The sequence below is a fragment of the Endozoicomonas sp. genome, assembly GCF_031844845.1.
Taxonomy (GTDB): Bacteria; Pseudomonadota; Gammaproteobacteria; order Pseudomonadales; family Endozoicomonadaceae; genus Endozoicomonas.
The window spans coordinates 1-13298 of record NZ_JAVRMB020000283.1; the positions used below are offsets into that span (position 1 = coordinate 1).

General features: G+C 47.4%; 6 protein-coding genes. 5 read left to right on the forward strand and 1 reads right to left on the reverse strand.

The genetic code is table 11. The annotated features are described in order from the left end of the window. The first annotated feature begins 7 nt into the window (after nucleotides 1-7). The 5 genes from RM811_RS15135 (at nucleotide 8) to casA (ending at nucleotide 6501) form a co-directional block, all read left to right on the forward strand. On the forward strand, nucleotides 8-130 hold the full coding sequence (locus RM811_RS15135; RefSeq protein ID WP_402525875.1) for an RNase H family protein: 123 nt from the start codon (nucleotides 8-10) through the stop codon (nucleotides 128-130). Between the two features lie 35 nt (nucleotides 131-165). After that, nucleotides 166-882, forward strand: coding sequence for a DNA polymerase III subunit epsilon (gene dnaQ, locus RM811_RS15140; RefSeq protein WP_402525863.1), 717 nt, complete (start codon nucleotides 166-168; stop codon nucleotides 880-882). A 46-nt stretch (nucleotides 883-928) separates the two neighbouring features. Further along, nucleotides 929-1765, forward strand: coding sequence for an NAD(+) diphosphatase (nudC, locus tag RM811_RS15145; protein ID WP_402525866.1), 837 nt, complete (start codon nucleotides 929-931; stop codon nucleotides 1763-1765). A 146-nt stretch (nucleotides 1766-1911) separates the two neighbouring features. After that, nucleotides 1912-4608, forward strand: a complete 2697-nt coding sequence (gene cas3, locus RM811_RS15150) for a CRISPR-associated helicase Cas3' (RefSeq protein ID WP_402525868.1) — start codon at nucleotides 1912-1914, stop codon at nucleotides 4606-4608. 219 nt (nucleotides 4609-4827) lie between these two features. Further along, nucleotides 4828-6501, forward strand: a complete 1674-nt coding sequence (gene casA, locus RM811_RS15155) for a type I-E CRISPR-associated protein Cse1/CasA (protein ID WP_402525870.1) — start codon at nucleotides 4828-4830, stop codon at nucleotides 6499-6501. 319 nt (nucleotides 6502-6820) lie between these two features. Here the strand turns inward: casA and RM811_RS15160 are convergent, their stop codons facing one another. Continuing rightward, entirely contained in the window at nucleotides 6821-12775 is a 5955-nt protein-coding gene (locus RM811_RS15160) for a VCBS domain-containing protein (protein WP_402525872.1), read from the reverse strand. Between the last annotated feature and the right edge of the window lie 523 nt (nucleotides 12776-13298).

A 13298-nucleotide genomic window follows, 5' to 3' on the forward strand; every position in this document is an offset into this window, starting at 1 on the left:
GCAGCTGCTGGATGAACAGAACCAGCGACATAAAATAGACTGGCGCTGGATTAAAGGCCATACAGGGCACCGTGAAAATGAAATTGCCGATCAGCTGGCCTGTAAAGGTGCTGAAGCCTTCCGGAAGTGAGCCCTTTATTCTTGAAACCTGAGATTATTTAACCCATGCGACAGATCATTCTGGATACAGAAACCACTGGCATAGACCCCAAACAGGGGCACCGGATTATTGAAATAGGCTGTGTTGAAATGATTGGCCGCAAGCTGACGGGGAATCATTACCATGTTTATATCAACCCGCAGCGGGTGGTTGAACAGGAAGCCATAGGCATTCACGGTATTACCAATGAATTCCTGGTAGATAAGCCGGTATTCAGTACCATTGCGGATGAGTTTCTTGAGTATATTCGTGGTGCGGAACTGGTCATTCATAATGCACCGTTCGATATCGGTTTTATCAATCATGAGTTTTCTCTGCTGCGCCGTGGCTTTCCGAATGTAACAGCCTGCTGTGGCGTGGTTGATACCCTCGCACTTGCCCGCAAAAAACACCCGGGGCAGAAAAACAACCTTAATGCCCTGTGCAAGCGTTACTTTATTGATAACTCATCCCGAACGCTTCATGGCGCATTGTTGGACGCAGAAATCCTGGCGGAAGTCTACCTGACCATGACCGGTGGCCAGACGGCACTGCTGTTGGGTAGTGGTGATCAGGGTGCTGATGGTTCAGAGGAGGGGGGCAGCGCTATTCGCAGACTGCCATCAGAAAGACCTGCACTTCGAGTAATATCAGCCAGCGATGCTGAGTTGGAAAATCATAAAACCAAACTGGAACAAATCCAGAAGCAGTCCGGAAATTGCCTTTGGCTTGCCGGTGAATAGTCTTATTCTGGTTCTGGGCCAGCTTAAGGATTGAAGGAGTTTTACTTTGCTGTTTAATCAGGGAAATGCTGGCAATCCGGAGCTTCTTTCGGGTATTGATTACCAACCTTTATCAGGCTTTCAACCTGAATTAGCGGCTCAATGCTGGCTGGTTCTTTATGATGGTCAGATAGTGGTTAATGATGAAGATCACTATCTGTGGCACAGTCTGGATCAGTTTGAGGCTCATATGAGCCAACGGGCAGTGGTTACTGGTTACTTGCATGAACAAGCCGTTGGTATCGTTGAGCTTTCCAGCCTTGCTGATGGTTTGCAAACCACAAGTATTCGGTCACTGCTTTCAGTATCAGACTCCACAGTATATGCCCATATCAGCCATAGCCTGCAGATTTTGACTTCGCGAAAGGAGCATGCCTTCTGTGGTTGTTGTGGTCATAGAAAGAGAGAAAAATCGGGAGAGTGGGCGATGGTCTGTACTGGCTGTGGTCATCCAACCTATCCGCGTATTTCTCCCTGCGTTATTGTTGTCGTCTCTCGAGGGGAGGAACTGCTTTTGGTTCGTCATATTCGACATGGACAACAGTCAACCATGCATACGCTGGTGGCTGGATATGTCGAGCCTGGAGAAAGTGCAGAAGCGGCGGTTCGGCGTGAGGTTTTTGAAGAAACAGGATTAACGCTGGGTGATGTGAATTATTGCTTCAGTCAGAGCTGGCCTTTTCCCCACTCATTGATGCTTGGTTTTCACGCAGAGTACAAAAGTGGTGAGCTGGTTTTAGAGGAAAAAGAACTCTGCTTTGGCGGCTGGTTTCATAAAGACTCACTCCCGGAGTTGCCCCCTGAATTTACTATCTCCCGCCAGCTGGTGGATTATGTCCTATGATATTATCCAATCATATTAATAAGTCCTTAATCCTATCTCAATAAACCTCCTTTGTAATCATTTCGGTAAATTGATACTGGTCAGGGAAGTTGAAACAGCGTCTTGTTACCTTGATTCAAACGAATTACAGGATGCCTTTGAAAAACATGAATGGTCTGTCTTTTTACAAGTATTGGGGGAAAGCAAAAAGAGATCAGGAACAAGCTGGGGATGATTATCATCTGTTGGCTTACCACTCTCTGGATGTGGCGGCGGTAGGCTATTGCCTGCTCAATCCTGATAAGGATTTATGTGGCAACCTGGCAAAACAGTTAGAGGTAAAACCTGAATGGCTTCGCGACTGGTTTTGCTTTTGTCTGATGCTTCATGATCTTGGTAAATTCTTTCGGGCATTTCAAAACCTGGTACCGAACCTGTCATCCTCTCTGGTACCATATGCTGGTCGTTGTGTTTACAAACATCGTCATGACTCTCTTGGTTTTTGCCTGTGGGAAAAAAAATTATTCTTCCAGCTATCCGATGTCTTTCCTAAAAAATCAAAAAAACCGATTTCAGGGTGGATGGAAGTCGTTTGTGGTCATCACGGTCAGCCTCCTGTTAAATCAATCAAAGGGTTAACATCATTTCTTCTGGAAGAGGATGAATTGGCCGCCGGGCAGTTCGTGGGTGAAATCATCCGACACTGGTTGCCCGATATAACACCTCTGTTGAAAATATCTGAAGATTCATTCAAAGCCGCTTCCTGGCAATTAGCCGGTTTAGCGGTGCTGTCTGACTGGCTGGGATCAGATCAGGACGTTTTCAGGTACCAATCCGGTGAAGAAGCGCTGGGTATTTATTGGCAGAATACAGCTCTGGTAAAAGCTGAAGAAGTGCTTGCAAAAGCAGAATTTCAAACCCGTTCGATCACACCTTTTGACTCTATCAAGCAGCAGTTTCCCTTCATAGAAACATTAACGCCGTTACAGGCTTATTCTCAGCAAGTAAGCATCACCAATAAGCCTCAGTTATTTCTTTTGGAAGACGTAACCGGTGCCGGTAAAACAGAAGCGGCAATGGTGCTGGTGCATCGTTTGATGGCTGCCGGACTGGCCAATGGCCTGTATGTTGGTTTGCCAACCATGGCAACAGCCAACGCCATGTATGATCGACTGGGAAAAAGCTATCGTGCTCTTTACTCAGACCATGAAAAACCATCATTGGTGCTCGCTCATGGTGCCAGTCAATTATCAGAGGATTTTCAGGATTCAGTGGCAATAGCAGAACAGATGCCGGATAAAAATTATGATTGTGATGATATTTCTGCCACAGCCTATTGCAATGCCTGGCTTGCGGATAGTCGCAAAAAAGCATTATTAGCCGATGTGGGTATCGGCACCATAGATCAGGTGTTGCTGGGTATATTACCGGCTAAACATCAGTCGTTACGGATGCTGGGCTTAACCGGTAAAGTCTTATTGGTTGATGAAGTACATGCCTACGATCCTTATATGCAAAGCTTGCTGGGCGCATTACTAAAAGCCCATGCAGCACAGGGCGGAAGCGCCATTCTATTATCCGCCACCTTGCCTGAAATTATGCGGCAGCAGTTGCTTTTATCCTTTGCTCAGGGGCGTGGGATAACGGAAGCACCTGCTCTTGAAACAAAGAATATTGAAAAAAAGAATGACTATCCATTAGCCACTCAATGGTCAGAGGATGGGTTGAACGAAAATCCTGTTCCCACCCGGCCCAGTGTGGAACGCACAGTGAATGTACAAAGGCTGGACGATGAGCAAAAGGCTATTGACCTCATAAAGCAAACGGTGGCTTCCGGGCGTTGCATTTGCTGGATACGCAATACCGTTAAAGATGCCCGTTCGGCATACCAGACCCTGCAACAGCAAGACTGGATGGACGCCGACAAACTGACCTTGTTCCACAGTCGCTTTGCCATGGTTGATCGTCAGGTTATTGAAGCTGATGTACTCAAACGGTTTGGTAAAAATTCCACCAGTGAACAAAGACTGTCTCAGGTACTTATCGCTACCCAGGTGGTTGAACAAAGCCTCGACCTGGATTTTGATGTCATGATTTCCGATTTGGCACCTGTTGATTTGTTGATTCAACGGGCTGGTCGTTTGCAGCGTCATATTCGGGATATTGATGGTAACTGCATCAGCGGTTCGGATGCTCAGGACAGGCGTGATCCACCATGCCTGTACCTGCTGTCACCAGACCCTGGCAAAGTAGAGCATAAGAACTGGCTGAGAGTTTTATTACCAGGTACTCAGGCTGTATATATCAATGTTGGTCAACTCTGGCTGACGATCCGGGTACTATTGCAGCAGAACGGCTTTTCCATGCCGCAGGATGCACGGCATCTCATTGAAAGCGTGTACGGGCGGGATGCTGATATTGATATACCTGAAGTACTGGAAGAAGCTTTTTTTGAGGCAAAAGCCGAACAAAAAAGCCAGCAGGGGATGGGGGAGTTCAATCAGCTGGAAATGCGTCACGGTTATACCGTTAAATCCGCAGGTCAAAGTGGCGGCTGGGATGAGGATGTCAATATTCCTACCCGTCTCACAGGCGATAGTGCATCGGTAATACTGGCGATACCTGAAAATAATAAATTGGTGCCTTACGCCCAGCATAAAAAGCATGGCTGGTCACTCAGTAAAATCAGTCTGCCGAAACATGAATGGGAAAAAGCCAGAGAGAGTATTACTCCACAATGGCTGGCCGCAATAGAGCAGTTAAAAATTGAACAACCTGCGCTGAAGTGGCAAGAGATATTGCCATTAACCGCTGACATCGAGCGTTTTTACCAACCAGAAGGTGGCTGGGATTTGGCGAGATAACCCCACTCAAGTGGGGAACATTTTTAGAACCCATTACATAGCGGTTCATACATGAAAGACATAAATACCTGTCATGTAACATGAATTAACGTAGCAGGTAAAAACAATCCGTATTTAAAAATTTCAAGCCATTTCATAGCTTAATAAAAACTTGCCAGCTGGCTAAATGCTCCTATATTTGAAAAATCTTCAGTCGGCTAGGGCAACTTTGGAGTACTAATGAATCTGATCAATGATCCCTGGATACCTGTGCTGCGGGCAAATGGTAGCCGTGAGAAAATAACCCCCTGGAAAATTGCAGAGGCCGAAAACCCTGTGGTTGAGATAGCAGCCCCAAGACCTGATTTTCAGGGTGCGCTGTATCAATTCTTGATTGGTTTACTACAAACTGCATTTGCCCCGGAAAATGAAGACGGGTGGCAGGAATGCTGGGAAACGCCCCCCGATGAGTCTGAGTTCAAAACTGCATTGGAGAAATTATCACCGGCTTTTGAATTGATTAATCCTGAGGGTTCGGCATTTTTGCAGGATTTTGATATGCCCGATGGTGAACTAAAGCCATTAGCCGGTCTTTTGATTGAAGCTCCAGGGGGTAAAACCCTTAAAGATAATCTTGATCATTTTGTCAAAGGTGGCACGGTTGAAGGGGCTTGCCTATCCTGTGCGGCTACTGCGCTTTTCACCCTTCAGGCCAATGCACCTGCGGGTGGTGTAGGCCACAGGGTTGGTTTACGGGGAGGAGGGCCTTTAACAACACTGGTTATGCCACAAAACGATCAAAGCACTCTCTGGCAGAAGTTATGGCTGAATGTATTAAGTAACGAAGACTTTGAAGTGGTTTCTGCCAATGGCAATGAGAATCCTTTTCCATGGATGTGCGAAACCAGACATTCTGACAACAAAGGGGTAACCACAGAACCCCAGGATGTCAGTCCTTTACAGATGTATTGGGGGATGCCTCGTCGTATAAGGTTCGCATCAAGTGATCTAAAGGAAGGGGATTGCACACTATGTGGTTGCCAATCCTCTGAATTGCTGACCCATTACCGAACCAAAAATTATGGCACAAACTACGACGGTCCTTGGCTTCATCCTCTGACCCCCTACCGGTTCGACCCTAAAAAGGTAAAACCACCATTAACTCTTAAAGGTCAACAGGGGGGATTGGGCTACCGGCACTGGTTAGGTTTGAGTTGTCAAGATGACAATAATGGCGATCAGGCCGCAAAAATCACTCGCCTATTTAATGAGGAAAGAGCTGAGTTTATTGCTGAACTGGCTGAAGTTGAAGAATTACCGGCAAGATTGTGGTGTTTCGGCTACGACATGGACAACATGAAAGCTCGCTGCTGGTACGACCATCAAATGCCACTGCTGAATGTGGCAGACGACTACCGGGACAATTTCATACTATTCGTCAGTCAGATATTAGCCGCCGCTAAAGATGCTGTCTTTTTACTGAGAGGGCAGGTAAAAGCCGGTTGGTTTAACCGCCCATCAGATGCCAAAGGCGACACCAGCATGGTAGATCACTCTTTCTGGCAGGCGACCGAACCGGCATTTTATGAACTGCTGCACTCACTCAGTAATCCGCCTGAAAATACCCGTCATATGCCTTCTGATGTGGCTCGCCATTGGTTAACAACAGTACGCAAAAGTGCACTCGATCTTTTTGATGAGTGGGTGTTGTCCGGCGATGCGGAAGATTTGGATATGAAGCGCATCACCAAAGCACGCCGGATTTTAAAGAGTAAATTAATCACTATGAAATCCTTAAAAGAACTGGATCAAATTGCCAGTGACCTATCTTTTCAAGTACCTGCGCAGCAGGGCTCTGTGGAATCGTGGTGGTGGCAACCAGTCCATCAGACTGAACTGAGACACCCAGAATAAATAGACCTTTGATAAACCAGCGCTACCTGGAATATGAAGATTGCAACCGTCACCATAACCAGCAACCACTTGGGATTGAGTCAGAGACCGTCAGATTCCACCTCGCGATGGACAGCCTTGCCGCTCGGCTAATCCTTCCCCTCGCCTCAAACACCTACTGTCAGGCCGGGTCGATAGCGGACTTTCACCAACAAATCATCCAACCGCCATCATACCTGCCGGAACAGCGCAGACTGGCTCTACTCGCCATATCCAGCGCACCACAAAAAAGGCGCTTTAATCGAATAAAGCGCCCGGCATATCAAAAGCAGGTACCGAATCAGTCTATCTGAAGATTACCCTCATCAATCAGGTTGTTCAGAATATCTGCATCGGTAACGCCGCCGCCATACCCGGTCAAATCAACCCCTTCCAGTTTGATTTTCTGAGTAATGTCATTATCCCCGGAAGGTTTCACTTCAATAGTGGTATCTCCATTTTCGAAGTTCAGGCTCAGATAGTTATCAAGGGGATCACTATCGTCAACCAGAATATCCCTGAGATCAACCACATCCCCTCCCTGACCCGCCTGAAAGTCCGTGATGACATCTTCTGTCGGTACCGCACCGGTTCCCAAATCCGCAGTGTTAAAGTCAAATACATCACTGCCTGCACCGCCGGTTAATATATCATTACCGGCACCGCCGAGAATAAGGTCTGCACCGTCAGTACCCAGCAAGGTATCGTCACCATCACCGCCAGCAACATCGGGTACGTTATTAGGGCCATTAACGGTGACGGAGAGATTTTGAGTCGAGGTTTCGCCCTGACTGTCCACGGCGGTAATGGTAAAGCTCTCTGTTTCTACCTGATCTTCGGTCAGTACCTGAGTCAGGCTGTCATCAAGCACATAGGTCCAGCTGCCATCAGACGACAGATTAAGAGTACCGTAATCCCCAACGGCATCCGTCATACTCACAAATGAGGCGGTGTCGCCAGCATCCGGATCACTGACACTCAGCTGACCAATGGCGCCTAAATTTGCCGTGACCTGGTTGATGGCAATATTGCCATTGGGTGAATCACCGTTGCCAATCATGGTCAGGCGGATTTCGGTGGTGGTCACCTGGGCAAAACTCAGGGTGTTAATTTCACTGGCCGTGGTGTCATAAGTTCCATGGTCAATCCAGCTACCGCTACTGTTCTGGTATTCAACCTTGATCTGCTCGGGCCGGAAAGGAACCTGATTTCCATCCACTTCAAAATTGACATTCAGCATGTTCAGGGTCTGACGGCCATCAAGCACCAGCGTGGCAGCGGGCTGTTCACTGACCACTGAGGCAGGAAATGACCAGTAATCGCCTTCCGCATCATCGCCATCAATAAGGTTTGAAGCCATCCGGTTACTGTTGCCCTGGTGTGTTCCGGTAGCACTGCTAAAAGTGACCTCTGAACTATCTGCGAACACTGATTCAGTGGTCAGCCCATCGATAACAGGCGCCTCATTCACACTGGTAACCGTCAGGGTGAAATCTTCACTGACACTCTCACCGCCACTGTCCGTCGCCGTCACACTGAGCGTCAGGGGTGACTCGGTTTCTGCATCCAGACTGACACCGTCTTTTAATTTAACCTGTCCGGCAACCACTTCGAAACGGTTGTCACTGATGGTGTAGCTGTGAGTATCATTAACATCAACATCCGTGGTATTCAACGTACCGACAACGGCTCCGGCACTGTTTTCCAACACCTCGGTACTGTCCAGGCTAATAGCCGTTGGCGCATCATTGACATTCTGCACATTAATCACAAAACTGTTTTCCGCTGATGCGTTCCCTGAATCTGTCGCGACCACTGTCACGGTTTGCGCGCCAACATCACCGTTGGCAGGCGTACCGGTCATTATGCCTGTCTCGCTGTTTATGGTCAGCCAGTCAGGAGAGCCCTCTTTAAGCGAGTACGTTAACTGGTCGTCTTCAATATCACTGAAAGCGCCCACAGGAAGTGACAGGTCAAAGGCATCTTTTTCAAAGATGTAAAAATCGCTGGGCAGTATCTCCATCTTCACTGACTGGACCAGCATACTGTTGTCAACCGTTGTGGAAGCCGAACTGGAAGCACCGAAAGACAAGGTAAAGTCGTCAAAATTTTCGTTCCGACCATCATTAGCCAATACATAGGTTGCGTCATTACCGTCCACTGTATAGGAATCAATCACCAGAGCATCGTCTTCCGTAAAGTGTGCCTGAATGACAATGTCATGGAACTGGTTATCATCCGGTATCCCATTTTCAAAACCAAACCGGTTATTGGAATCTGCACTCGGGGGTTCACCCAGAGAAATATTATTGGTGCCGGAGTTCATTACGGTCATGGAAACTTTGAATCCGGAATCTTTAAACGCTGCCATTTCTGCATCAGTAAAGTTGTAATACATGGTTGGCAGATTTAGCGCACTGTTTCCCTGATAATCCTGAATCAAAAAAGCTTCTGCGGTGGCATCGTTGCCATCAAGGCTCAGATATTCCATATTGCCGCCGTGAGACTCGGTATCCACATCAGTCAGTGTTGTTGCCTGAATATCGGTTCCACCCGACGTCGTATTTTCGTAAAGATTCCAACCGGAAGATTCCAGATCCCCAAAGCTTTTCACCTCCGAAGCTTCAAAATAAATACGCACATCCGGAGCGGAGGAAATTGGTATCTCAAGTACCGGGTTGTCGTTAACGGAGGTGACATCAAAGGTCAGGGTTTGCACCGAACTGCTAGCGGTACCGTCACTGACGGTGTACTTGAAATCAGCATAACCTGCACCATCGCCATTGGCTTCAGGAGTAAATACCAGGTTCGGGATATCGGCCGTTGTGATGACCTGATTCGCTGTGACGGCTGAACCACTCAGAGTCAAAATACCCGCTGCAGGCAACTGGGCGATCGTTACTGACTGCACCGTGTCGCCGGTGTCAATATCACTGAACCCAAACTCACTCAGGGCAAAGCTGCGACTTTGATCCTCGACCAGTGTCACGGTATTTTCCGTTGCCGTAGGGGCATCATTGCGACCATTGACGGTCACGGTGAGATTCTGGGTAGTGGTCAGACCATCGTTGTCTATAGCTGTGACAGTGAAGGTTTCGGTATCGGTCTGACCTTCGGCCAATGCCTGGGTCAAACTGTCATCAAGCAAGTAGGTCCATTGTCCGTCCGATGTAAGGCTCAGAGTACCGTACTGGCCGGCTTCAGCAGTAAGGCTGATGAATGACGCAGTATCGCCAGCATCCTGATCACTGGCATTGAGCTGACCAAAAGCACCCAGATTCGCTGTGACCTGGTTAATGGCAATATTGCCATTGGGTGACGCGCTGTTGCCAATCATGGTCAGGCGAATTTCGCCAGTGGTCACTTCGGCGAAACTCAGGGTATTTATTTCACTGGCCGTGGTGTCATAAGTTCCGTGGTCAACCCAGTTGCCGTTATTGTCCTGGTATTCGACTTTGATCTGGTCGGGGCGATAGGATACCTGATTGCTATCCTGCTCAAAATTCAAATGCAGCATATTCAGGGTCTGGCTGCCATCAAGCACCAGTGTGGCAGCAGGCTGTTCACTGACCACTGAGGCAGGAAATGACCAGTAATCACCTTCCGCGTCATCGCCATCAATAAGGTTTGAAGCCATCCGGTTACTGTTGCCCTGGTGTGTTCCGGTAGCACTGCTGAAAGTGACCACTGAACTGTCTTCCACAACAGAACCGGAAGTCTCGCCAGTGATATCAGGAGCAGTTGCCACTCTGGGTGCTTCATTCACACCGGCAATGACGGTCGTTTCCCCAAGACTTATTGTTAAAGCCGAGGTGATGGAGGACCCACCACCAAATTTTGCAATGACCTCATCATAGGTAAACTGTCCCTGCCCGGTTTTATCAAAATAGATGTAGTTATCATCTATATACAGGTACTCTGCCAGGTTTTCATAATCAAAGTCATCGCCGATAAAAGCACTTATATCGAGAGAATCCGTCTCATCACCGGTTGATTTAAAATCCCAGATGGTATCAATTTCATTATCATCTGCCAGAACGAAAACATCGTTACCACTGCCTCCGGCCAGTAAATCACGCCCCTGACCACCTGAGATCGTATCATCGCCAGTACCACCATCCAGATAGTCGCGTCCGACACCGCCCGTCAGCGTATCCTCACCATCACGTCCATACAGGCTCAGGCGCTGGGCTTCTACTGTTTCGTAATCACCGGTATCCCTGTTGTAGCCACCGGCGGTGTCGGTATAACCAGAACCATCGATCACGTCATCACTGGCACTACCAAACGCTTTCTCCACATTGGATGCCCGCAAATCCATGGTCACGGACTCGCCCGCATCTTCCTTAAGCCTGATGGTATCGTAACCGGCACCGCCATCAACGACACCATCTTCCAGGTCAAGTTTGTCTACGTGGAGCTTATCGTTACCGTCACCGCCATAAAGATAATCCGCACTTTTGGTTTGGGACAAAGCGTCACCATCAAGAACATCATCACCCCCCATACCTCTCAGGATGTCACTGCCCTCACCTGCTTTTAATTGATCATTACCGTCCCCACCATCAAACTCTGACAGAGCCTCATCACGGTTCAACTGAATTTCAGATCCGTCGGCAAGGCGCAGGTTGATCAGATTATCGAACTCAACCTTCTCGCCCCAGCGGACCAACTGGTTTGCAGCAACAAAGGTTGCCGTTCCGGTTATATCAACGTAAACACCGGCATCCGTTACTTTTACATAGGAATGAATGTTTGCAGCGGTAGCCTCTGCAGGAAGAATCCCCTGAAGATCAAGAAGATCACGATGCCCTTCAATACTGGTATAATCGTAGAGGAGGTCGGATCTTAAATCGGAGTCAGTGCTTGTCTCCAGGGTCAGTGCGAATTCATCCTCTCCAGCTCCGCCAATCACCATATTCCGGCCAGAACCGGATTCAACTCTATCATCACCAACACCACCGTCCAGGTAAGCCCCTTCCTCATTACCTATGAGCGTGTCTTTACCTTCCTTACCATAACCCCAAAGCCGGTGATCCGCGACATCATCATCTTTGGCAACACCTGTCCCCTCAACACTGGAGCCATCCACCATTTCATCAGCCTTGCCGCCAAAAGCCTCTCTGACATCGCTCTCATCCAGCTTGAAGTGGAATTTCTCACCTGCCTGGCTTCGTAAAAAACCCGTATTTATCGTCGAATCAGGGCCACTGCCGTAAACTTCATCCTCCCCCCTGGGATTGAATTTCTCTATCCTGCCAGCCAATACTTCACTGGTCTGAAATGATTCCCCCGCGTCCAGATACACCCCTGCCCTTGAAATGACGTTAAAGGTTACCTGTGTATTTCCTGCTAATTGAATACGAATCTCGTTATTAGAAAAAATACTGTCTTCAGTGAATTCAGCAATCTTCTGCTCATCAGTAAAATTGCCTTCCCCGGCAACATCAAGATAAACGCCCCCATCAGTCACCATCAGGTGATTATCAAGATTGTCGGCGGTGACACCCGGAAGCAGCTGACTGACATCCAGAACATCTTTTTCAAAGGTGGTTGACTTAAAGTCCAGCGTAGCGACAGATTCTGTGTAATCCAATACATACCGGTCGCTGCCTGCGCCTCCTACATAGAGATCTGCTCCGGCACCACCACTGATAACATCATCACCCCAGGAACCGTAAAGGGCATCGTTACCGTTGGTTCCCTGCAGAGTATCACCCAGGTGTGTACCGCTGACTTCATTCAGCCCGGCACCTTCTTCGCCCGTTTGTGCAGGGGTGTCCAGCAAAGGAATATTGCCGGTTTCAGTCCAGTCAAAGTGAAGAACGGATGTATCAGCAACCTGAACAGCCACCATTGCATTCAAAGGAGGATTACTGGCAGCAAATCGTGCAATTTGATTCTCTGTGGAAAACTGACCGGAACCGGTAGAATCTAAATAAACACCAGCGGCGTTAATTTTAACAAATTGCTTCAAATTACTGGCGTTGACACCAGAATCGGGCAACAAACTGCTGATATCAAGAACATCCTGTTCACTTCCACTGTTTTGGAAAAATAAGGTATCAACCGCATCCGTATCACTTAATATATAACGATCACTACCGGAACTCCCATCATAGATATCTGCTCCGGCACCACCATTAAGAACATCATCACCCGCCATTCCATTAAGAATGTCAGCGCCTGACGTTCCCGTTAAATCGTCTGATGAATTTGTGCCTGCAACTTGATTTTGACCTGAATTTCCATCCATGATTACTTCCTTATATTTGTCCGGTTCAATATTTCATGCTTCTGCATTGTTATTTACTTTCAATGGTAACTATTCAGCACCTACCTCTTGTTTTTCCCAATCAGACAAATAACCACCTATTGATTAATAGCGTATCAGTACCTGTTTGTTTTGCTGTATTTCAGAAAAATAAATGGAAACCAAAGTTCGATTAATCAATATGTAGTGGTCTAAAGTAACTGCTCAGAATTTGTAGGTGAATTTTGTTGTTGATTGACTACAGTCCAGTAAAATCAGGGGTAAGCCCCTCAATATGAACACTTTTGCCTACAAAAAATGAGCAGTTACGGTCTAAACCCATCAGGAAGCACAAGATGTGCTTTCCAAAGGTGCCAAATAGTTACATTCAAGTAATATTGGCATCCCTAAATATGGTACATCTGTTAATGCTAGCCAGAGGAAATAAGTAATGAAGTGATTTATTTAAATATAAAACTGCATATATATAGTAAAAACAACTAAACCCTTTGAGTGACTCAAAGAC

Excerpts from the sequence above, each read along its gene's own strand:
- dnaQ (WP_402525863.1), top strand. The coding sequence starts at position 166 with ATGCGACAGATCATTCTGGATACAGAAACCACTGGCATAGACCCCAAA.
- cas3 (WP_402525868.1), top strand. The coding sequence starts at position 1,912 with ATGAATGGTCTGTCTTTTTACAAGTATTGGGGGAAAGCAAAAAGAGAT.
- RM811_RS15160 (WP_402525872.1), bottom strand. The coding sequence starts at position 12,775 with ATGGATGGAAATTCAGGTCAAAATCAAGTTGCAGGCACAAATTCATCA.
- casA (WP_402525870.1), top strand. The coding sequence starts at position 4,828 with ATGAATCTGATCAATGATCCCTGGATACCTGTGCTGCGGGCAAATGGT.